Annotated in this window: 17 protein-coding genes; 8 read left to right on the plus strand and 9 right to left on the minus strand. The window is 71.2% G+C overall.

Annotation, left to right across the window (positions count from 1 at the left end; all coding sequences use genetic code 11):
* Positions 1-22: 22 nt before the first annotated feature.
* Entirely contained in the window at positions 23-418 is a 396-nt protein-coding gene (locus WMF34_RS05330) for a PAS domain-containing protein (protein ID WP_437992613.1), read from the minus strand.
* A gap of 297 nt (positions 419-715) precedes the next feature.
* On the opposite strand from WMF34_RS05330, the gene WMF34_RS05335 reads away from it, so the two are divergent.
* On the plus strand, positions 716-2,335 hold the full coding sequence (locus WMF34_RS05335) for an aspartate:alanine exchanger family transporter (RefSeq protein WP_437992614.1): 1,620 nt from the start codon (positions 716-718) through the stop codon (positions 2,333-2,335).
* A gap of 161 nt (positions 2,336-2,496) precedes the next feature.
* On the opposite strand, the gene WMF34_RS05340 is transcribed toward WMF34_RS05335, so the two are convergent.
* Together WMF34_RS05340 and WMF34_RS05345 are read right to left on the minus strand one after the other, a co-directional pair.
* The gene (locus WMF34_RS05340; protein WP_012233643.1) at positions 2,497-3,783 is read right to left on the minus strand and encodes an MFS transporter; all 1,287 of its coding nucleotides are present in this window, start codon (positions 3,781-3,783) and stop codon (positions 2,497-2,499) included.
* A 323-nt stretch (positions 3,784-4,106) separates the two neighbouring features.
* Positions 4,107-4,598, minus strand: coding sequence for a GNAT family N-acetyltransferase (locus tag WMF34_RS05345; protein WP_012233644.1), 492 nt, complete (start codon positions 4,596-4,598; stop codon positions 4,107-4,109).
* 45 nt (positions 4,599-4,643) lie between these two features.
* Between WMF34_RS05345 and WMF34_RS05350 the strand changes: the two genes are divergently transcribed.
* Complete coding sequence (locus WMF34_RS05350; protein WP_437992615.1) at positions 4,644-5,330, plus strand: YqiA/YcfP family alpha/beta fold hydrolase; 687 nt, start codon at positions 4,644-4,646, stop codon at positions 5,328-5,330.
* A 199-nt stretch (positions 5,331-5,529) separates the two neighbouring features.
* Positions 5,530-6,324, plus strand: coding sequence for an alpha/beta fold hydrolase (locus WMF34_RS05355; RefSeq protein ID WP_437992616.1), 795 nt, complete (start codon positions 5,530-5,532; stop codon positions 6,322-6,324).
* A 25-nt stretch (positions 6,325-6,349) separates the two neighbouring features.
* Here WMF34_RS05355 and WMF34_RS05360 read toward each other — a convergent pair whose 3' ends face one another.
* Positions 6,350-8,149: a serine/threonine protein kinase gene (locus tag WMF34_RS05360; RefSeq protein WP_437992617.1), complete on the minus strand. Its 1,800-nt coding sequence runs from the start codon at positions 8,147-8,149 to the stop codon at positions 6,350-6,352.
* Between the two features lie 284 nt (positions 8,150-8,433).
* On the opposite strand from WMF34_RS05360, the gene WMF34_RS05365 reads away from it, so the two are divergent.
* Entirely contained in the window at positions 8,434-9,150 is a 717-nt protein-coding gene (locus tag WMF34_RS05365; protein WP_437992618.1) for a type IV pili methyl-accepting chemotaxis transducer N-terminal domain-containing protein, read from the plus strand.
* Positions 9,151-9,225: 75 nt separating this feature from the next.
* Here WMF34_RS05365 and WMF34_RS05370 read toward each other — a convergent pair whose 3' ends face one another.
* Both WMF34_RS05370 and WMF34_RS05375 read right to left on the minus strand, forming a co-directional pair.
* A complete protein-coding gene (locus WMF34_RS05370; RefSeq protein ID WP_437992619.1) occupies positions 9,226-10,800 on the minus strand; it encodes a hypothetical protein in 1,575 nt (524 codons plus the stop codon).
* Positions 10,801-10,811: 11 nt separating this feature from the next.
* Positions 10,812-12,566, minus strand: a complete 1,755-nt coding sequence (locus tag WMF34_RS05375) for a hypothetical protein (protein ID WP_437992620.1) — start codon at positions 12,564-12,566, stop codon at positions 10,812-10,814.
* Positions 12,567-12,816: 250 nt separating this feature from the next.
* On the opposite strand from WMF34_RS05375, the gene WMF34_RS05380 reads away from it, so the two are divergent.
* Entirely contained in the window at positions 12,817-13,350 is a 534-nt protein-coding gene (locus WMF34_RS05380) for a hypothetical protein (RefSeq protein ID WP_437992621.1), read from the plus strand.
* A 622-nt stretch (positions 13,351-13,972) separates the two neighbouring features.
* Here WMF34_RS05380 and WMF34_RS05385 read toward each other — a convergent pair.
* Positions 13,973-14,587: a hypothetical protein gene (locus tag WMF34_RS05385; protein WP_437992622.1), complete on the minus strand. Its 615-nt coding sequence runs from the start codon at positions 14,585-14,587 to the stop codon at positions 13,973-13,975.
* A 189-nt stretch (positions 14,588-14,776) separates the two neighbouring features.
* Here WMF34_RS05385 and WMF34_RS05390 point away from each other — a divergent pair, with 189 nt between their 5' ends.
* Positions 14,777-16,222: a serine/threonine-protein kinase gene (locus tag WMF34_RS05390; protein ID WP_437992623.1), complete on the plus strand. Its 1,446-nt coding sequence runs from the start codon at positions 14,777-14,779 to the stop codon at positions 16,220-16,222.
* Positions 16,219-17,391, plus strand: a complete 1,173-nt coding sequence (locus WMF34_RS05395; RefSeq protein ID WP_437992624.1) for a PEGA domain-containing protein — start codon at positions 16,219-16,221, stop codon at positions 17,389-17,391. Before WMF34_RS05390 ends, WMF34_RS05395 begins: the two co-directional genes overlap by 4 nt.
* A 256-nt stretch (positions 17,392-17,647) precedes the next feature.
* Here WMF34_RS05395 and WMF34_RS05400 read toward each other — a convergent pair whose 3' ends face one another.
* Entirely contained in the window at positions 17,648-19,027 is a 1,380-nt protein-coding gene (locus WMF34_RS05400) for a DUF1552 domain-containing protein (protein WP_437992625.1), read from the minus strand.
* The gene (locus WMF34_RS05405; RefSeq protein WP_437992626.1) at positions 19,027-20,763 is read right to left on the minus strand and encodes a DUF1592 domain-containing protein; all 1,737 of its coding nucleotides are present in this window, start codon (positions 20,761-20,763) and stop codon (positions 19,027-19,029) included. Before WMF34_RS05405 ends, WMF34_RS05400 begins: the two co-directional genes overlap by 1 nt.
* Before the next feature lie 280 nt (positions 20,764-21,043).
* On the opposite strand from WMF34_RS05405, the gene WMF34_RS05410 reads away from it, so the two are divergent.
* Positions 21,044-21,979 (plus strand): hypothetical protein, encoded by a 936-nt coding sequence (locus WMF34_RS05410; protein WP_437992627.1) that lies wholly within the window; start codon positions 21,044-21,046, stop codon positions 21,977-21,979.

Genomic DNA, 21,979 nt, shown 5'->3' on the forward strand with positions numbered 1-21,979 from the left:
ACGCCGGCGCGGTCCACGCCGGTCAACCTCGGATGAACACCCAGACCGCATCGTCCTGCTGTCGCGCGGCCGCTTTGTAGAACAGCGAGACGTCGACGTGCCGTGTCTTGTGAGGGAAGTGGAACACGAAGCCGAAGGTGGCCTTGAGCTCGCGCTGCTCGACCCCGGCCAGGAAGCGGCCGTGGAACTCCTTCACCCGGCTGCAGGGCGCGATGTCGGTGAAGAAGTTTTTCCCTATCACGTCCTGCCGATTCCGGCGCGCCTGACGCTCCTCGTAGAGGTTGTAGGAGAGCACCGTGCCCTCGCGATCCAGCCGGATGATCCCGAAGGGCTGCGCGTCCAGGCCGCGTTCATCCAGGTTGAACACCCCGATATCGAACTCGAACTCACCGGCTGTGGACCGCTCCTCCGAACCCATCCAAGAACCTCCCGACGTGCGCTGCCCCCGACAGACGCTCGCCAGGGTAGGGGACGCCGCGGAGCGCGACAATCCGGCGCGACCGCATCGGGCCGTCGGGCAGGGGAGGGGGCCGCCCGGGGTCGAGTCGCCCTTCCCGCGCGCTCGCGTGGCGGAGCCCGGCGCGGTGGGAGCTCGCGCACGATCCGACGTGAAGCCGCGGTCTCGCGGGCGGCGCCTCGCGGGAGACCGGCGCTCTGTTGCCGCTCTGCTCTGGATGGTGCAGAGGGGGGGCGGAAACCGCGGTAGAGGAACACGATGAGCGGCCTGTACGAGCTCCTTGCGAGAGAAGAGCTGCTCCTGCTCTTCACCGTCATCCTGCTCGGGCTGGGGCTCGGCCGGCTGGAATATCGCGGCTTGCGGCTCGGGATGGCCGGCGTCCTGTTCGCGGGCTTGGGGCTCAGCGCCTGGCTGCACCCTCTGGGAGAGCTGGAGCTGGCGCCGCAGATCAAGGAGCTCGGCCTGCTGCTGTTCGTGTACTGTGTCGGCCTCTCCAGCGGTCCCGGCTTCTTCGCCGCGTGGCGCAGCCGCGGTCTGGGGATGAACCTGGCGTGCGCCGCGGCGCTCGCCTGGGGGGCGCTGCTCGCGTGTGTCGCGGGCTGGCTCTTCGGGTTGAACCGCGCGCAGATCGCCGGCCTGTTCTGCGGGGCCCTGACCAATACACCGGCGCTCGGCGCCGTCAGCAGCCGGCTCTCCGGCACCGCGCTCGAGGCGATCCCCGCGCTCGCCTACTCGCTGACCTACCCGGCGGGTGTGCTGGGGGCGCTCCTGCTCGGACGTGGCTTCGCGAAGTGGCGCCGCGACGAGCTCGCCGGCGAGGTCGCGCGGCAAGCCGCGTCGCGCGCCGCGATCGAGTCGAGGAGCGTCGAGGTCACGAACCCCCGCGTGCTGGGACATTCGATCGGGGAGCTGCGCGTGCGCGACGAGTTCGGGGTCGTGGTCTCCCGCCTCCGGCGTGGTGAGGTCGACTCGGTCCCGAACAAGTATACGGTGCTTCACGCGGGTGACGTGATTACGGTGGTCGGCACCCTGGCGTCGATTCAATCCGCCATCGAGTTCTTCGGGAGGGTCGCGAGCGAGCGTCTGGAGCTGCGCCGCGACAGGGTCGACATGCGCCGGGTCCTCGTCTCGAAGCGCGAGTTCGTCGGGCTCACGCTGGGCGAGCTCGACCTCGCGCGTCGATTCAACGCCCAGGTGACGCGCCTGCGCCGGGGCGACCTCGACTTGATCCCCTCCGACGAGCTCCGCCTGGAGCTGGGGGACCGCCTTCGCGTCGTGGCGCCCGTCGAGCGCCTGGGCGAGCTCAGCCGTTTCCTCGGCGACTCGGAGCGCGAGATCGATGTCGATTACGTCGCGCTGGCGGTGGGCCTCTGCGTCGGCCTGCTGTTGGCGCGGGTGCCCATCCCTCTCTTCGGGACGTCCATCACGCTGGGGACCGCCGGAGGGCCGCTCGTGGCCGCCCTGATCTTCGGTCGCCTGGGGCGGACCGGCAAGCTGATGTGGGCGCTGCCGTACGAGGCGAACCTGAGCCTGCGAGAGATCGGGCTGCTCCTGTTCCTGGCGGGGGTCGGCGTGAACGCGGGGGGCAAGCTCGCGGGGCTGATGAACCGGGAGGGCCTGGCCATCCTCGCGATAGGCGCCTGCGTCACCGTGACGACGAGCGCGCTGGCGTTGGTCCTGATGCGGCGCTGGGGCGGGGCGGGCGTCGTGGCGGCGCTCGGAGGCGCGAGCGGCGTGCAGACCCAGCCGGCCACGCTGGCGGCGGCCTTCGAGCTGTCCCAGCGCTCCGAGGAGACGTACGTCGCGTACGCGCTGGTGTATCCGCTGGCGATGATCGGCAAGATCCTCATTGCGCAGCTGCTCGCCGTGCTGGCCTGAGGTCGTCCCCCGACGACGCGTCGTCAGCGCGCGGCGCACCGGGTCGCGACGTAGAAAGATTCACAGGGAGGCGGGGAGACGGGGAGTTGAACCCCAGCCATCTCCCCGTCTCCCCGCCTCCCTGTTCAATTATTCTTCTCTAAGAGTGGGGGTTGTCCGCCTCACGTCGTCGCGGCGGCCTCGGTCGTTCCGCCGCCGCCCGCGCTCTGCTCGGGATCTCGCTTCGCGTGCGGGAAGCGGTCCATGCGGCTGAGCACGGGGAAGCCGAGGGCCCACAGCGCGGCGACCACGACGGTGGCGCTGCCGCCGAGGAGGATGGCGGGGAGCAGGCCGAACCAGCTGGCGGTGAGGCCGGACTCGAACTCGCCGAGCTCGTTGGAGGCGCCGATGAACACCGCGTTGACCGCGCTCACCCGCCCTCGGATGGAGTCGGGCGTCTCGAACTGCACGAGGATGTGGCGGATATAGACGCTCACCATGTCGCCTGCGCCGACGAGGAACAGGGCGATGAGCGCGACGGTGAAGCTCCGGGTCTGCCCGAGGGCGATGGTGGCGAGCCCGAACACCGCGACGCCGCCGAACATCCAGCGGCCCACCTGGCGCGTGATCGGCCGGAAGGCGAGGACGCCGGCGGTGATCGCGGCGCCCGCGGCCGGCGCCGTGCGGAGCAGGCCGAGGCCGGTCGGGCCGGCGTGGAGCACGTCGCGCGCATACGCGGGCAGGAGCGCGACCGCGCCGCCGAACAGCACCGCGAACAGGTCGAGCGAGATCGCGCCGAGCACCGCCGGCTTCGACCAGACGAAGCGCAGCCCCTCCAGCACCGCGCTCCACGACGTCGGCTCGGCGCGCCTCGCCTGCCGGGTCGCGCGCACGAGGCTCATGAGCACGAGAGAGACGAGGAGCAGCGCCCCGACGGTCGAATACACGATCTTCGACCCGGCGAGGTAGAGGAGCCCGCCGAGCGTCGGCCCGACGATGACCGCGACATGAAAGCTCGATGAGCTGAGCGCGACCGCCTTGCTGAAGCTGTCCTGCGGCACCAGGTTCATCAGGATCGCCTGCTGCGCCGGCATCATGAAGGCGCGCGCGCTGCCGAACAGCACGAGCACCGCGAACACGGGCCACACCACCGTCAGGCCGGACACCGTGAACGCGAGCAGCAGGAGGGAGCAGAGCAGCTCCACGGCGAGGCCGACCGTGATGATGCGGCGCCGGTCGAACCGATCCGCCGCCTGGCCGGCGAAGAGGATCAGCGCGAAGAAGGGCGCGAACTGGGCGAGGCCGATGAGGCCCAGATCGAAGACATCGCCGGTCAGCGCGTAGACCTGCCAGCCGATCGCGACGCTCTGGATCTGCACCGCGACCGCGGAGAGCAGCCTCGCCGCGAGGTAGAACGCGAAGCTCCGGTGGCGCAGCACGCCGAGCCCGGTGAGGTTGTTGGAAGACATCTCTGCGCCTGCGGCGGCCCTGGTGGGGCGTTGTGGACTCTCGCTCGACCACGATGAGCAGTAGGGCATGTCGCGACCGAGTCCAGGAGTCGCGCCGCCGTTATCAGCACACGCGTCGTGTGCGATGGGCGATTCGCAATTCGCCACGGGTCATGAATCGCAACATCCGTACCAAGATCCCCGCGCTCGCGGTGGTCGTCGGGGAGGCGCGCCTCGGGCGCGATCGGGCCGCGAGCGCGCCGAGAGGTCGCGGTCGCTGCTGCTCCAGCAGCAGCCGGTGGTGCTCGGCTGCGCCGCCACGAGCAACGCCCGTGGCGAGCGCGTCAGCCCTGCGCGAGCCGGGCGAGCGCCTCGCCGGTGACGCGGTGGACGGTCCACTCGTCCATCGGCTTGGCGCCGAGCTTCCGGTAGAAGCCGAGCGCCGGCTCGTTCCAGTCGAGCACGGACCACTCGAAGCGCCCGCAGCCGCGCTCCACCGCGAGCTTCGCGAGGTGCACGAGCAGGGCCTTGCCATGGCCACCTCCGCGGTGCTCCGGGAGCACGAAGAGGTCCTCGAGGTAGATCCCGGGCTTGCCGAGGAAGGTGGAGAAGCTCTGGAAGAAGAGGGCGAATCCCACCGGGGTCCCCTCCGCTTCTGCCAGGACGACCTCGGCTGCCGGCCTCGGGCCGAAGAGGTGCGCTTCGAGCTCTCTCTCGTCGAAGGTGACCTCGTGCGCGAGCCGCTCGTACTCGGCGAGCATCCGGATGAGGCGGGCGATGGTGGGAATGTCGGCGGCGGTGGCGGGGCGGATCATGGCGTCTCTCGGGCGCGTCATACCGCATCGTCGCGCCGCGGTGGAGGGAGTAGGCTCTCCGCCTGCATGACCATGACGACGCCGCCCTCCGCCGCCGGCCCGCGCTGGCTGTACCTGCACGGCTTCGCCTCGGGCCCGAGCTCGACCAAGGGCGTCCGGATCGCCGCGCACTTCGAGGGGCGCGGGGTCGCCGTCGAGCGGCTCGACCTGCGGGTGCCCTCGCTCGAGCGGCTGCGCCTGAGCGCGATGATCGGCGACGTGAAGCAGGCGATCGGCGGAGAGCGCGACCGGGCGGTGGTGATGGGATCGAGCCTCGGCGGCCTCACCGCGTGCCGCGTCGCCGAGGAGGACGCGCGGGTGTGCGCGCTGGTGCTGCTCGCGCCCGCGTTCCGGATCATGGAGCGATGGCGGCTGCGGCTGGGCGAGGAGGGCTTCCGGGCGTGGGAGGAGCAGGGGTGGCTCGAGGTCGACGACTACGCGGAGAAGAAGCGAGCCCGGGTGGACTTCGGCTTCGCCGCCGACGCGGCCGAGGTGGATGAGCGCTCGGGGGGCTGGCCGGACGTGCGTGTGCCCACGCTGATCGTCCACGGCCGGAGCGACGAGGTGGTGGACATCGCGCTCTCGCGGACGTTCGCCGCGGGGAAGCCGCATGTCCGGCTCATCGAGGTGGACGACGGCCACGAGCTCGTCGCCTCGATCCCGCGCATCCTCCGCGAGGCGGACGATTTCCTGCGCCATTTCGTCGGCGGCTGACGAACACCCGTGCCGCCAGGACCGCGGGCGCTGAGCGTCTGTTCAGCGCGTTCAGCTCGATACGCCGGTTGGCCGTCCCCTCAACAGCCGACTGGCATTCTATGCGAGAAGGGCACAGCTATCAAGAGCGAAGCGCGCCGCTTACAGATCGTGTGCGACCGGCCGCGGATCGGCCGCGGTCGAGCGATCGGAGGAGCGAATGGCGACAGCGACGGCCACGGGGCGCACCGCGCCCATCAACGACATCGAGATGTATTACGAGCTCCGCGGCGAAGGGCCGCCGCTCGTGCTGCTCCACGGCTTCACCGGAGGGAGCAGGGACTGGGCTCACGTGTTCGACCTCGCGGAGCTCGGGTGTGGACACACGGTCATTGCCCCCGATCTGCGCGGCCACGGCCGGTCGACCAACCCGGCTGGCTCGCTGACCATCCGTCAGTGCGCCTCCGACGTGTTCGCCCTGCTCGACCACCTGGGGGTGAAGGCGTTCCGGGCCATCGGCCTCAGCTTCGGCGCCAAGTGCCTCCTGCACCTGGCCACGCAGCAGCCGGACCGCGTAGAGTCGATGGTCCTCGTGTCCGCGACACCGTACTTCCCCGAGCAGGCCAGGGCGATCATGCGCCTCGTCTCCGACGAGGGCCGCTCGGAGGAGGAATGGCGGGACATGAGGAGCCGCCACGCGCTCGGCGACGCGCAGATCCGCGCGCTGTGGAATCAGCCGCGCCGCTTCGCGGCCAGCCACGACGACATGAGCTTCACGCCCCCCCACCTGTCGACCATCACGGCGCGCACGATGATCGTGAGCGGCGACCGCGATCCCCTCTACCCGGCCGAGATCGCCCTGGAGCTGTACCGCTCCATCCCGCGCTCCTGCCTGTGGATCGTTCCAAACGGCGGACACGGCCCCATCTTCGGCGAGTGGAAGGAGCCGTTCGCCCGCGCGGCGATGGCGTTCCTGCGCGATGATCCGGGCGAGCAGCAAATGATCCGGGCATAACGAGGGAGACGCGCGCCGCGCGGCGTCACTGCGCGCCCTCGGCGCGCTCCTCCGCCGGCGCTTGCGCGCCGAGCTTCGGAAGCCGGACGTTCAGCGTCTTCGTCTCTCCCGGCTCCACGTTGACCATCAGCGTCTTGGAGGCATGCCCGGGAGCGGACAGCACGAAGCGGTGTGCCTCGCCCACCGTGAGCCCCTCGATCCTGGTGCGATTGCCCTTCCAGAGCTTCCCGTCGACGACGACGTTGGCCGGCGGATCGACCCAGAGCACGACCGTCGCCGTGAGCCTGTCCAGATCGGCCACGATCTCCTTGAAGCGCGCCTCGTCGCTCAGCTTCACGGCCGTGCGGTACGGCTTGTATCCGTCCCTCGTAAGCTTGATGTGGAGCTCGCGCCCGAGCGGAAGCCCGTGGAGCTTGGCCGGCGTGGCGACGGGGTGGCGCTCGCCGTTCACCCATAACGTGCAGCCCTCCGGCTTGCTCGTGACCTCCAGCGAGCCCTTCGCCTCGACCGGCGCGGGCGGCTCCTGGCGGCTCGCCTGGGCGTCGTGGACCATCGTCATGAACTCGGCGTGCCGCTCCGAGAGCTGCCCCTGCATGTAGAGGAACCCTGGCACGAGCGCGAGCGCGCTGGCGGCCGGGATGAACGCCGCAACACCTCCCTTGCCCGCGAGCGGCGGCGGGCTGCTCAAGCTCGTCGGGCTCGTGCTCGTCGGGACGCCGCTCTGGGAGACGGTCGCGCCGCCGCTCATCTCCAGCGACCAGCGCTGCTGCTGCGCCGCGATCACGTCGATGAGCTGCCTGACGCCGAGGAGCGCCTCCTTGTGGCGTGCGAGCTTGTCCCGGAAGAGCGACTCCATCCATGCCGTGAGGCCCATGGGCGAGGCGGGGATGCGCTCGTCGCGGATGAGCTCCTCGATCGCGGCGTGCATCTCGCGGGCAGACTGGTAGCGATCCTCGCGCCGCTTCTCGAGCGCGCGCAGGACGATCTTCTCCAGCCCCTTCGGGTAGCCGGGCTTGATCGCGCTCGGGAGGGGGTACTCCGAGCCGTGGATCTGGAGGAGCGTCCGCATCTGGGTCCCTCCCTTGAACAGCCGTCTGCCCGTCGTCATCTCGAACAGGACCACGCCGGCGGCGAAGATGTCCGCGCGATGGTCGATGCGATCCCCCGCCACGTGCTCCGGGGCCATGTAGGCGAACTTGCCCATCAGCACGTTCTCTCTCTGCTCTTCGACGTCGCCGAGCTCGCTCCGCGCGATGCCGAAGTCGACGATCTTCACGTCGCCCGTGTAGCTCACGACCACGTTGCGCGGCGAGATGTCCCTGTGGACGATGCCGAGCGGCGCACCGTCGAGGCCGCGCTTGTCGTGGATGTACGCGAGCCCCGCGCAGACGCCGAGGATGATGCTGAGCGCGTGCTCGAGCGGGATCCCTCCCGGGTCGCGCTCCGCCGCCTCGCGCACGATCGTGCCGACGTCCTCGCCGTGGATGTGCTCCATCGCGATGAAATACGTCCTGTCCACCTGCCCGGCGTCGAACGTCTGGACGATGTTGGGATGCGAGAGCGTCGCCGCGATGCGCGCCTCGTGGAGCAGCATGTCGATGAGCGACGGATCCTGGTTCATCGAGGGCAGGATGCGCTTGATCACCACGAGCTTCTCGAAGCCGAAGGACGAGCGATGCAGCGCGAGGAAGATCTCCGCCATGCCCCCCGCCGAGAGCTTCGACAGGAGCGTGTATTTGCCGAACTGTTTCGGCAAGAGCTCAGGTGCGTTTCCGGCTGCGCTCGACGGCGCGCCGCCCGCGGCCATCGCGGTACGCTCTTGCATGAGACATTCTCCTGGTTCCAGTGGACGCTACGGCAAGGCCAGCGCAAAGGGGCCTCATGAGGAGCGCTCTCAGGCGAGTCTTACCATGGAGCGGTCATGAGAGGTCAGCTTATTTGAGCGCGTCCGCCTGAAACGGCGGAGCGCGAGGCGGCGCGCGCGAAGCGCTCTGCGGAAACATGAGCGATACGAATTCGTTCCGATGCTCGGGTAATGTCTCTCTCCTCGCCCACGGAGAGAGAACAATGGCGCAGGTTTCCTCTGAGCTCCTGGCACCGACCCGCCGGTTGACGCGCCTGTACGTCAGCGCGCTCGGCGCCGTGGCGCTCTTGTCGGTCGTGGCGCAGCTCCTCGTGCAGCACGCGTTGAACCAGCAGACGAGCGACGCGCACGTCGTCAACGTGGCCGGGCGCCAGCGAATGCTCAGCCAGCGGCTCAGCAAGGCCGCGCTCACGTTCCAGGTGACCACCGACCCCGCCGAGCGCAAGGGCCGCGCCGACGAGCTGGCGCAGGCCATGGCGCTCTGGGAGCGGTCGCATCGCGCGCTCCAGCAAGGCGATCCGGGGATGGGATTGCCGGGGAAGAACACGCCGGAGGTGACCCGCATGTTCCAGGCGATCGAGCCGCTGCACCAGAGCATGCTCCGGGACGGGAAGGATCTGCTCGCCGCGGTCGGCGCCGGCGGCGAAAAGCCGGTGGAGGCGGCCGCCATCCAGCCGATCGTCGCCGCGATCCTCGCCGCGGAGCCGGGCTTCCTGAGCGGGATGGACCGGGTCGTCTCTCAGTATGCTCACGAGGCGACCGCGCGGATCGAGCGGCTCCGCCTCGTCGAGCTGATCCTGCTGTGTGTGACCCTGGGGGTCCTCTTCCTCGAAGGGCTCTATATCTTCCGCCCGGCGGTGCGCGAGATCCGAAGGACGATCAGCCACCTCGCCCAGGCCAGGGGGCACCTCGACAACACCGTCCAGGCGCTCCGGGCGATCGCTGGTATCGGACAGCCGTGACGCTCATCGGCTCTCCGTGACCGCCCGTCCGACCCTCGCCGCCGCCGAGCGACGTTCCGGGGGGGAGGGTGGCGGTCACAGCCAGCCGCAGCCGCCGTCGAAGTCGAAGGGCGGCGTGGGCTCCGTGGACGACTGCGATGCACGACAGGCCTCCTCGATGTTCTGTCGCAACATCAACATCAGGTTGTTGTCGTCCTGGATGTCCGTGTCCGAGTACTTCCCGAGCCACCCTCCGACCGACGGCTTCATCATCTCGATGACCCCGAGCGAGCGCCGGCAGTCGCCCGCCTGGTAGAAGTCGAGCGCGCCGCGCAGCGCCAGGTACATGTTCAGCATCATGTACGGCTTGCCCGAGCCGCCGTCGGAGATGTTCCACCACCTCGATTCGGGGTTCTGCCCGGGAGGCAGCGCGTTGAGCAGCGTGGTGTCGACGTTCTGTCCGGCTCCGTCCTTCGCCGAGGTCCAGCCTGCCGTCACCTGGAAGGCCGCCTTGTCCGGCCCGATGTCGTCGGCGAGGGACGCGTCGGCGAGGAGCTCGACGAACAGACCACCACCGCCGCCGCGGCGGCTGCCGCCCACGTCGGTCGCGCCGTCGCGCTGGCCGATGAACAGCGCCGGCATCTCCAGGGCCGCCCCCGCGGCGCTGGCGGTCGCCCGCTTCGCCCCGTAGATGCGCCCCACCTTGTAGCCGGCGGACGGGGTCACCTCCAGGCTGAAGTCCGTTGCCAGCGGGAAGAGCGTGGTCTTCCCCTCCTCCGAGAGCAGGCCGCCGAGGTCGCCCGGGCTCAGCGCGTAGGCGTACGTGCCCGCGCCCATCGAGCCCAGCGCCGACGGGATCTTCACCAGGAAGCTCTCGCCCACGCCGATCACGCCGAACGCCGTGCCGTTCTCCACCAGCGCCTCGCCCAGCCCGAGGATGCGGTCGGGGTCGGTGATACCGCTGGTCGCGTGCCCGCTCGTGAGCAGGAGCACGCGGTGCGCGCCCTCGAAGCCCGCCGCGTCGCCCTCGTCGAACGCCTTCTCGGCGGCGGCGATCCCCTCGTAGAGGCCGACGAGCTCGCCGGCGCCGCCGCCGAGGCGCTCGTCGGCGATGAGGCGCGCGAGCTCCGCCGACTCTGGCGCTGCGAGGAAGGCGCGGCGCTCGACCCTCTCGCCATAGCGGATGACGCTGACGCGGTCCTCGGGGCGGAGGCTTTCGAGCAGCCCTCCCATCCCCGCGTCCAGCGCGCTCTCATCGATGCCGGCGAAGCGGCTGTTCTCGACGGCGATCGCCAGGTGGACCGGCGGCCTGTCCAGGCTCGAAGGGTCGACCGCGGTGTTCATCGCGACGAAGGCCATCGTCCAGTTGCCCTCGTTGAAGCGCGGCGCCACGGCGAGGAACGGGTGAACGCAGACGTCCTTGCCGCAGTCGGCGTCGGGCAGGTCGATCGCGTGCTCGGCGAAGAACCCGACCGGATCCAGCGTGTCGAGCGCGGGCACCTTCCCCGCCTTCACGAGCGCGCGGAACTGCGAGATGTCCTGTGCCCCGCCCTGGGCCACGTTGACCGAGCCTGCGGGGACGTCGCTGCCCGCGCCCTCGCTGCCGTCGGTGCCGCAACCGACGGCGGCGGCGCAGAGGCCGAGTGAGACCAGCTTCATCTTCGACGACATATGACCTCTCCTCATTCGTAAACAATCAACAGGTCCGCGGACGCGCTGGGCGTCTGGTACCCCGCGTCGCACTCGTCACGCCCGGCGAGCACGCGCTCGGCGCGGCCGACCCGCGCGCGGAAATCCGGCCCTTCGAGGGCGTCTCCGGGGCCCAGCAGGGTCTTCTCGCCGCCGCTCTGCACCGCCACCACCGCGTCGGTGACGTAGGCGCCGCAGCTCAGCCGGTCGCCCTCGCACCCGGTCGCCTCGATCGAGGCGGCGAGGTCCGCGAGCTGGAGCTCGACGACGTTGTGATAGACCTCGAGCCGCTTCGTCGAGTCGATGGCCGAGACCTCGAGGTGGTCGCCCTTGTCGAACCATTCTACCGTTTCGCCCGCCGAGAACGGGAAGTCTTCGATCGGAATGCACAGATAGTGAGTCAGAGAGGTGACGCTCGGGTCCGGCTCGCCGCCGTCCTCGCCGCCGGTGCCCATTCCACCTTCGCCGCCGCTGCCGCCAGCTCCGCCAGCACCCGCGCCGCCAGCGCCGCTGCCGCCAGCTCCGCCAGCACCCGCGCCGCCAGCACCTGCGCCGCCGGCGCCGCTGCCGCTGCCGCCGGCTCCGCCAGCACCCGCGCCGCCTGTGCCGACGCCGCCGGCGCCCCCCGAGCCATCGCCGGGGCCGAGCCGCGGGTAGTTCATGGTCAATTCGATGCAGCCGTCCGACAGTGCATCGATGTTCGCGATCTCGCCGACCACCTGCTTCGACCAGGGGCCGGCCCACTGGAAGGACGATTGATGCGCGCCAGCGCACGCCGAGGGCACGACGTTCGTCTGCAGCGCGCCCTGCTTCACCTGTCCGGGCGCCACCACCGTGTTCGGCTTCAGCGCGACGCGCCCCGCCAGCATCTCCGTGTCCTCCCAGAAATCGCTGTTGCCGTTCACGTTCTGCGGAATCAGGACGAATCGCAGGTCGGACCACCATGCCATCACAGGCCGCATTCCATCCGTTTCGAGCAGCACCACCTCGCAAGGCTCTTCCGAGGCCGGCACCGTCTCCTCGAAATTGCCTGCGGCGAGGTGGGCCACGGCTCGGTTGAGCGGGAGCGTGTCCTGCGGGTCCAGCCGGTACGTGATCCCGAGGTTGAACGCGCTCGGCCCGAACATGCGTGTCGGATCGCCGGAGATGACGGCAGAGCAATCGATCGACGCGTCCACCCAGCGCACGCGAACGTCCACGATCCCGGACGTGGCATTGATGAGATAGGCGTCCGTGGAATAACCCTCGGGGGCGGGGGTGCCGGTCGCGACGCAGGCGACGGCGGACGCCCCGAGGATCGCGCGCTCGAGCACCCAGGCGGTGCGCGAGCCTTCGCCGGCGCTCCGGGCCGAGAGCTCCCGGCTGGAAGCAGCGCGCGCCGAGAGGCGCCATGCCGGGACGAGGACCACGAGCGCGGCCAGGTCCGTCGGATCTTGCCAGATACGCCACGTGATCCCCGCGAGCCCCACGAGCCCCACGAGGAGCTGCGCGGCAGCGGCCGAGAGCTTGATCGCCGCGAACGGCGCGACCACCGCCGCGAACGCCAGCGCCCGCCCGCGCGACGTGCGCGCGTCCACGAGCGCCGCTGCGAGGACGGGGGCGACCACGAGGCCGGCGAGGTCGCTGAGCTTGCCGGTGAGGGCGCCTGGCAAGAGCCCGGCCCCTTTCAGGAGGTGGTCGTTGACCACCAGGAGCGCCAGGGCGCCAAGGAAGAGGGGGTGGCGGAGGACCGCGAATCGAGGCGACACAGATTGTCGTGACCGCGACACCAACGTCAGGGCATCTGCGGGGCCGCCGGCGTTTCGCCGTGATGAGTTCAGCATCGCGGCGAGCCGATAGCAGCGCGCGTGCCACTCGCCGCGGGCGTCGGGGGAGCGCCGTCGCGTCGCGGCCGGCCCCTGCCGGCGTGCTACAGCACCCCATCGCCCTCGCACCGCCGCGAGCCGGCGTCTCTCCTGCCCGGCTCGTCCCGGCTTTCTTCGGAGCTCTGCGCGCGCGATGCGATCCTGCCTGCTACTGCCCGCCTTCTCTCTCCTCGCGTCCCTCTCCGGGTGTGGCCCTGTCGACGCTGAGCCGTCGATCCCCGCGGAAGCCAGCGATTGTCCCGCGCTGTTCGGCGAAGACTTCACCGAGACCCGCGCCGTCGACATCGGCGACGCGTCGTCCGGGACGTTCGTGCCCTACGCCGACGGCGCCAGCGTGCGACTGATCCTCGGCAATCAGGGCTCGATGATGATCACGCCCTGGGTCCAGGCGGAGGCTCTGCCCGGCGACGCAGAGGAGACGTGCCATGTGGTGCGCCTCGCGAACGAGTTCGAGGGCCCGCTCGCCGACGATCCCCGCGGGCTCGCCGCCGCGCAGTTCAACGTCCAGTTCATCAAGACCGGTCCTTTCCTGGTCTCGGACGGCGCGTTCTACCACCCTTTCGCGTGGGACCGCGAGACCCTCGAAGGGCAGAAGCTGGGGCTCACGGTGACCGTGCGCGGCGACGGATACGAGGGCACGAAGAGCGTGGGCATCGTGCTGGAGTGAAGAGCCCTGCCCACCGAGCCGCTGCTCACATCGAGCATGCGATGGCAGGTCCGGTCCGGCGCGACCGGCGAGCGCGGCGATTCGCCCTCACGTCCTCGAATCGTTGTGGTGCGCTTTTCCTGATGGATGGCTCATGGCGTGCCGAGAGCCGATGATGGTTCACATCGACGGAGCGGTTCGCCGTCATCCGCCTGGGAATGCGACGCCCAGGTCGCGAGTCGCTGGAACGGTCGTCCCGGAGGCTGCGCGGAGGTCGCGACCTGGCGGAAGGGTCGTTCCAGAGGCGGCGTGAAGATCGCGACCTGGCGGAAGGGTCGTTCCGGGAGGCGGCATGAAGGTCGCGACCTGGCGGAAGGGTCGTTCCGGAGGCAGCGCGGAGGTCGCGATCTGGCCGAAGGGTCGTTTCGGGAGGCGGCATGAAGGTCGCGATCTGGCGGAAGGATCGTTTGGGAGGCGGTGCGGAGGTCGCGACCTGTCCAAGCCGTCGTTTTTTGACCAGCGCCCAGATCGCGATCTCTCCAGGATCCTGTCGGGGAGGCGATGTCCAGGTCAGGACCTGGGCGCTCCTGTAAAATTACGCCAGACCCTTGGTCGCGACGTCCCTTCCTCCGGCTGCGCGGCGCTACCGCGCGGCGCACCGGGGCGCGACGTAGCGGCCGTTCGGGTCGGCGTCGACGAACACGGTGCCCACGTCGGAGAGCTCGAAGCTGACCGATCTTGCGTCGATCGCCGTGATGGTGAGCCTGCCGAAGCCCGTGTTGCCGCCGCCGCTGACGGCCCCCGTGCTGCTGCAGTCCGCTCGAGAGGACGTCCCGTAGATCGTGAGATCGCCGCTCGCCGTGTCCACCTCGCCCACGGCGAGCATCGACTCGGGCATGCTGAGCTCGAGGTCCCACCAGTCGCTGCAGGGCTCGTACGTGGGGTTCGCCTCGGGGTCGCGGCACGACAGCGCCAGGGTGGCGACGCGGAAGGTCACGGTCGAGTCGCCGAAGACGATCGCGCTCACAGCGCGCCCACCGCCGCCCGAGGTCGCCGGCGACGGCGCGACCGAGCTCGTCGTCGAGATCGGGCCCTCCGGGCCGTCCGGGCTGCCCGGGCCGCTCGTGCTACCCGCGCCGCTCGTGCTGCCCGGGCCGCTCGTGCTGCCCGCGCCGCCCGCCCCGTCTCCTACGCCGTCCATGATCACCGCGCCGCCGCACGCGCTTTGGACGAGCAGCGCGAGCGAGCCTACCGCCATTGAGATGCATCGAGGTGAGCGCTTCATCGTCGTATCGTATCGCCCTCCGGCCGGCGATCGCAGACGAGGGCAAACCTCCGTCGCGAGCCTCCGTCGATGGACCGGCCGGGGGCCACCTGTGCTACTGTCGACCACAGCAGGCTCGGATGGCGGCACGCCCCCTGGCCGGGCGTGAAGCGCGGAGCTCTCATGAAGCCACCTGTCGTCGAAGGAGACGTCATCGCCGGCAAGTACCGGGTCGATCGCGTCGTGGGCCGAGGCGGCATGGGCATCGTGGTCGCGGCGAGCCACCTGTTCCTCCCGCAGCGTGTCGCGATCAAGCTCCTTCTCAGCACGGAGAGCCCGGCGCTCGTGCAGCGGTTTCTCCGCGAGGCGCGCGCGGTGGTCCGCCTCAAGGGCGAGCACGTCGTGCGGGTGTTCGACGTCGGCGAGCTCGGCTCGGGCATCCCGTACATCGTGATGGAGTACCTGGAGGGAGAAGATCTCTCCGACGTGCTCCGCGCCCGCGGCACGCTCAGCGTCGTGGACGCGGCCGACTACGTCCTGCAGGCCTGCCTGGCGATGGCCGAGGCGCACGCCGCGGGCATCGTGCACCGCGATCTCAAGCCGGCGAACCTCTTCCTCACGACGACGCCCGGCGGGGCGACGCTCATCAAGGTCCTCGACTTCGGGATCTCGAAGGAGGTGCCGGGCAGCACCGAGGGCGTCGGCGCGTCGTTGACGCAGACGCGCGAGATGCTCGGCTCGCCCATCTACATGTCCCCGGAGCAGATGCGGTCGTCGCGCTCGGTCGACGCCCGCTCGGACGTGTGGGCGCTCGGCGCGCTGCTCTACCGGCTCCTGGTAGGGCAGCCGCCGTTCGAGGCCCCGGCGCTCGCCGAGCTCGTGCTGCAGGTCGCGAGCGCCGAGCCGATCCCGCCCACCGCGCTCAGGAGCGACATCCCACCGGCGCTCGAGGCCGTGATCCTCCATTGCCTCCAGAAGGATCCGGCCCGGCGGCCGCAGACCGTGGCCGACCTGGCGCGCGCGCTGGTGCCCTTCGCGACGGCGGGCGGGCAGGAGCGCGCGGAGCGCGCCGCGCGGATCCTCGAGGCGGGGGCGCAGGCGACGCCGCCGCCGACCGGTTCGGTGCCGCCGCCGCGGCTCGTGACGGCCAGCGGCCCTCCGAGCGCCCCGTCCGGCGCGATGGCGAGCCTCCTGCCCACGACGCGGGGGCTCACGCGGACGTCCGCGCGGCCCGGGTCGCGCAGGATCCTCGGGGCGGCGCTCGGGGCGGTCGTGATCGCCGTGCTCGCGCTCGCCCTCTGGGGCGCCGTCGCGCTGCCAGGAAGAGCGCCGGAGGCGGCGGCCCTGCAGGCCGCGGCGGCCTCGCGGGACGACACGGCGCCGCGGCGCGCGCGGCAGGACACCGCGGCGCGCGGCGCGGATCCGTCGATCGCGCCGGAGCTGCCGCCGGCGGTCCGTGACGCCTTGCCGCCGCAGGTCTCCCCGGTCGTCGCGCCGGCCGCCGACGCGGCGCCCTCCGGGGCGGCGCTCGAGGGCCGGCGCGCGCCCCCGGCCACGAGCGCATCGGCGACGCCGAAGGCGCCGTCGGCGCCCGGAGGGACGAATCCCTTGGAACCACCGCTCAGATGAGACAGAAACCACCGGCCTCCGACCCGTTGCACCCCGCATTCCAGCCGGATGCAGGCGAGGCGCCGGCGCGCTCGCGCCGCCCGGCGACGGGGCTCGCGCCAGCGGTCGCCATCGTGGTGTTGACCACGGCCGGCGGCGCGGCCGCGCAGCAACCCCAGCCCGCGCCGGCGACGGCTCCCGCGTTGGCGGCGGCTCCTGCGAAGGTCGCTCCTGCGCCGGCGGCGGCTCCCGCGCCGGCGGCGGCTCCTGCGAAGGCCGCTCCCGCGCCGGGCGAGGCCGCTTCTGCGCCCGCCCGCGAGCGGCTGAGCGGTGAGGCCAGGGCCGATTACGAGTCCGGCAAGGCGCTCTTTCACAACGGCGACTTCGCCAGCGCCTTCCTCAAGTTCCAGAGCGCCTACGAGAGCTCGAAGGACGCGCGCCTCCTCTGGAACATGATCGCCTGCACGTCCAAGATGCACCGGTACAGCCAGCTCCTTGCGCTGGTGGAGAGGTTGAAGCAGGAGGACCGCGGCGTCCTGCTCCCGGAGGACTGGGCGACGATCGCCGAGGTCGAACGGAAGGCCAGCGCCCTCGTCGGTCACCTGGACATCGCCGCGAGCGAGCGGGACGCGGAGGTGACGATCGACGGCGAGCCGATCGGGAAGACGCCGCTCCCGGGCAAGGTGATCGTCGACGCCGGCACCAGGCGAATCCGTGTCTTCAAGCCGGGGTTCAAGGAGCACCTCCGCGCGGAGAGCGTGGCCCCGGGCGCCCGGCTGGCGCTCGACGTCCGGCTGGCGCGGCCGATGAACGGCGGCAGGCTCTCCATCGTTGCCTCTCCGGGCGATCGCCTTGCGCTCGACGGCGAGTTCCTGGGCGAAGGGCAGTGGGAGGGCATCGTGCCGAGCGGCCGTCACGCGGTGAGGGTGACGGCGCCGGGGAAGGTGCCCTACCAGGCCCAGATCCTGATTCAGGACGAGGCGCTGAGCAGCGTCCGCGTCGGCCTGGTGCCGGCCGAGAAGCCCGGCGGGACGCCGTCGTGGATATGGATCGCCGGCGCCGGGGCGCTCGTCGCGACGGCCTTGTCGGCCGGCCTCCTCCTCTTGCACGATCACAATCCCGCGCAGGTGGGGACGGTCGAGCAATCCATGGGAGCGCCCCGTCCTACCGGATTCGGAGGCCGCTGGTAAGCGGGCCTGTCGTGGTCCGCGGCGCTGGGCCGGAGGCGGCGGGGCGGGAGCTCGTGCTCGGCGCAGGAGCGGCTGATCTTCGTGAGCCGCTGTGGGTTCGCCCGGGCGGCATAGCCGTCGTGCGCCATCGGGTGGTGCGCTCGCGCGCTGCCATGGGCGTCTGGTCCGCGCGCCGCGGTGAGGCGCCGCCGCGCGCGGCGCTCACCGCGGCGTGAGCTCGCGCCGCCTCGGGCGGCGCCGCGCGCCTCTCGGCTCGTCACACCCCTACGAGCGGTCCTGTGCAGAAGTCCGGATCGCCGAACGTGTCGGCCTCGATGCCCATCGCGTGGAGCAGCGACAGGAGCAGGTCGTTGTGCGCGACCTCCTTCTGCTGGACGACGTATCGGCCCGTCTTGAAATGGCCTCCCGCGCTCCCGGCGAGGACATAAGGGATGTTCTTGCGCAGGTGATTGCCGTCCGCGTGCTCGTTGGTCCAGAAGATCACCGTGTTGTCGAAGACCGTGCCGTCGCCCTCCGGCATGCTCTTCAGCCTGGCGATCAGGTACGCGAGCTGCTCGGCGTAGAAGCGGCTGATCCTGGTGAGCCGCTCGCGGTTCACCTGATCGGCGTAGCCGTTGTGCGCCATCGGGTGGTGGCCTTCGGTGATGTCCGGCCCGAGGAAGCTCAGCACCTTGGTCGTCGCGGAGTTCGTGAAGTGCAGGCTCGCGACCCGCGTCAGATCGCAGGCGAGGGACATCGCGATGAGATCGAGCTGGAGCCGGCAGAGCTCCGGCATGCTGGCGACCTTGTCGACGTCGAGATCCGGCGTCAGCGCCGGCGCGGCGCACGCCGGCGAGGCCGGCGCCGAGCCGCGATCGAGGCGCGACGCGATGTCCTCCACCGACGCGAGGTGCCCGTCGAGCTTCAGCCGATCCGCGGCGCCCAGCCGCGTGCGCAGCCGGTCGTAGTCCGAGGCCACCTTGCCGAGCACCGCCCTGCGCTGCTCGGTCTTCCGCGTCGCGTCGGCGGGCGCGACCGACAGGTCGGAGAAGAGCCGGTCGAACGCGGCGTACGGGCTGTTCTCCGGCGGCAGCGGCTGCGCCGGCCCGCGGTACGCGAGGCGCGCGCCCACGGTCGCCCCGTACACGAGCACGCCGAGCTCGAGCGACAGGAACCTGGTCTTCGTGCCGATGTGGTTCGCGATCTCCTGGTCGAGCGAGATGCCGTCGGCCCAGCCGCACGACAGCCCGGCGTCGCCGGGGAAGTCGCCCTCCTGCATCGCGCGCGCGGTCAGGCACTGCCCCGTGCCCTTCTGGTGCGCGTCGCCCGGCCCCGTCAGCGCCGACAGCGCGCTCACGTTGCCGAGCACCAGCAGATCCCTGTTGTGGTCCTTGAGCGGCGCGAGGATGGGCGACAGCTCCTCGCCGTCCCGGAACGTCGAGGACGACGGCCAGAAGTCCGGCGGGACGGTCCCGTTCGGCGTGTAGAGCACGATGAACCGCTTCGGGAACTCGAGCCCGAACGCGGCGCGCCCCGCCTGCTCCGACGCCGGCGCGAGCCGCTTCGAGCAGCCCATCGCCTCGAGGAACGGCAGCGCGAGCGCCGCGCCGCCGAGGCCCCTGAGCACGGCGCGGCGGCTGAGTCGGAACGGCTTCATCACGGCTCTCCTCCCGGGGCGCGCTCCGAGGCGCCCCCTGCGTCGTCTCCCACGTTGCCTCCCACGTTGATCTCGCGCCGGTAGCGGAACGCGTCGGTCTGGGTGAGCGCCACGAGCAGCGCCCTGATGTTGTACCGGGACGCCTCGAACGCCTCCGTCGCCTGCGAGAGGCTGCAGGCGTCCTCGCGCTGCTCGGCGCGGCCGTAGCCGAAGCGGAACCACTGCTTCACGACGCACGCGCGCACCTGCTCGCTCTCCGCGAGCCGCCGCGCGAGCTCGACCGCGCCGTCGAACGGCCCGTCGATGTCGGTCTGCGTGAGCTCGCCGCTGGCGTCGACCGGGATGCCGTTCTCGGCGTCCCGCCAGCGGCCGAGCGCGTCGTAGTGCTCGAAGCCGAACCCGATCGGGTCGAGCAGCGCGTGGCAGCTCCTGCAGCCCGGGTCGGACACGTGCTGCGAGAACTGCTCGCGCGTCGTCTTCGTCCGGTCGACCATCGGCGGCTCCGGGACCACGTCCGGCGGCGGCGGCGGGATCTGGCAGAGCAGGCTCTGGCGCACGAACCGGCCGCGGTGCACCGGCGAGGACCGGTTCGGCTTCGCGTAGAGCGAGAGCAGCCCGGCGTGCGTCAGGAAGCCGGCGCGCTGCGACGGATCGAGCTCGACCCGCTCGAACGCCTCGCCCTTCGGGCCTCCCTCGACGCCGTAGAGCTCGGCGAGCTCCCGGTTCATCACCGAATAGGACGCCGTGAACAGCGTGCTCACGCTCGCGTCCTCCTCGAAGATCGCGTGATCCAGGAACGCCTCGGTCTCGGCCTGGAACAGCGGCAGGAGCTCGTCCCGGTACTCGGGGTAGAGCTCCGGGTCCCTCCCGCCCGCGGCGATCTCGTCGATCTTCGAGAGCCCGAGCCACTGGCGGTGGAAGTTCTTCACGGCCTCGCGCGCCCGCGGATCGTCCAGCATGCGCCGCGCCTGCGCCTCGATCTCCGCGGCGGTGCCGAGCGCCCCCGCCTCGGCGGCCGCGAAGAGCGCGTCGTCGGGCATGGTGCCCCAGAGCAGGTACGAGAGCCGCGAGGCGATCTCGTACGAGGTGAGCGGCACGACGTCGCCCTCCACCGGATCCGGCATGCCGAGCTCGACGCGGTAGAGGAAGTGCGGCGACTGGAGCATCGCCTGGACGACGAGCGAGAGGCCGGTCGACGCGTCGTCGGGCGTGTCCCCGAGGCCGAGTCCGCGGTCGAAGAGCGCCGTGAGCTCGGCGATCTCGTCCTCGGCGAGGGGCCGGCGGAACGCCCGCTTGCCGAGCGACGCGATGAGCGCCGCGATCTCGCCGCGGCACGCGGCGCCCGCCGCGGCCCCGCTGCACGAGGGCGCCTCGCCGAGCAGCTTGCCCGCCGCGCGCGCCGCGATGCCCTCGGCGGCGGTCATGTACTGCTCCGCGAGCAGCGGGCTCACCACGAGCGCCGCCGCCTGGTTGTTGAAGCCGAGCGACTCCTCCTCGGGCACGAAGCCCCTCGCAGGGTGGCTGTCGTCGCCGAGGAGATCGAGTATCGTATTGTCGTACTCCACCCGTGTCATGCGGCGGAGCGGCGACTCGCCTGGCTCGATGGAGGCGCAGAGCGGGGCGGTCGCCTCGCCGCCGTCGTCGTCGTCGGTCGCGGGGAGATCGCCGAACTGCCCTGAGCAGGAGGCGAGGAGGAGCAGGCCGATGGGCCAGCGGAGAGCTCTTGGTTCAGCCATGGTGCCTCGTCGGCGAGCGCGAGCAGGGCACGGCGCGTTCCCCTCCGTGCAGCGTGCGCGGCGCGGCCGTGTGTGCGTGGCGCGCCATCTCGCCATCTTCAAGGAGCGTATGGCAAACCGTCGCTCCCGGATAGGAGCCGCGCTCGGAGCGGCCGAATCAAGTGGGAGCACGGTGCCGATGTGATCATCCCGTGCGCGCGTGTCTTACGGCGTTGCCGCGGACTCCGGCCTTCGAAGGCGGCTCGACCTGCGGTGTACGGAGCGACTATGCTCGCGCCCAATGCAAAGGCGAACGCTCGCCTGTCCTGTCTCTCCTCTCTCTCCTCGGGCGCCCCGGCGCCGCGCGCGCCGCTCTTCTGCGGCCGCGCTGCTCGGCGCGGCGCTCCCGGCGCTGTCGATGCTCCTGGCGCTCCTCGCGCCGGGCTCGGCGCTCGCCGATCCCAGCGCGGCGTCCAGCGCCGATCGCGCCGAGCGCGACGAAGGCGCCCGCGCCCCCGCCGCGGGGACCGCGCTCTTCAGCGCGGGTGTCGATCTCGAGATCGCGGGTCGTACGCTGTCCTATAGCGATCTGCTCTCCGACAACCTCCGCACCTACGAGGTGCTGGGCGTGCCCATGCCGTCGCTCCGGGGCGAGCTGTACCCGTTCGCGCGGAGCGGCGTCCCGGTGCTACGCGACCTCGGCGTCGAGCTCTCGTACGCTCGCGCGCTCGGCCTCGACTCGGAGGGCGCCGGCGGAGCGAGCGTATCCACCTCGTGGAGCCGGCTCCACGCCGGCCTCCGGGGCCGTTACCGCCTCGTCGGGCAGGACGGGCCGGTCCTGTTCGCGGGCGGCGGACTCCGCTGGACCGACTTCGATATCGAGTCGACGGGCGACCCGTCGCGCGACGCCGCGTCGGTGTCTTACGTCGCCTTGCGCGTGGGGGTGGACGGGCGATTGCCGGTCGGCCCGGTCGCGCTGGAGGCCGGGGGAGGGGTTCAGGCGCCCCTCTCGATGGGAACCCTCGCCTCTCATTTCCGCGCGCCGAGCGCCGGAGGCGTCGATTTCCGCGTCGCGGTCGCCGCCCCGTTCGCGCCGGGGCTCGAGGCGCGCGCCGGCGCGTCGTACGCGCGGTTCTTCTACGATTTCGACTCGGAGCCAGAGGACACGTACATCGCGGGCGGGGCGCTCGACCAGCTCTTCAGCGTTCACCTGGGGGTGGCTTATCATGGGGAGTGA

The organism is Sorangium sp. So ce145, from assembly GCF_051525985.1.
GTDB classification, from domain to species: domain Bacteria; phylum Myxococcota_A; class Polyangia; order Polyangiales; family Polyangiaceae; genus Sorangium; species Sorangium cellulosum_B.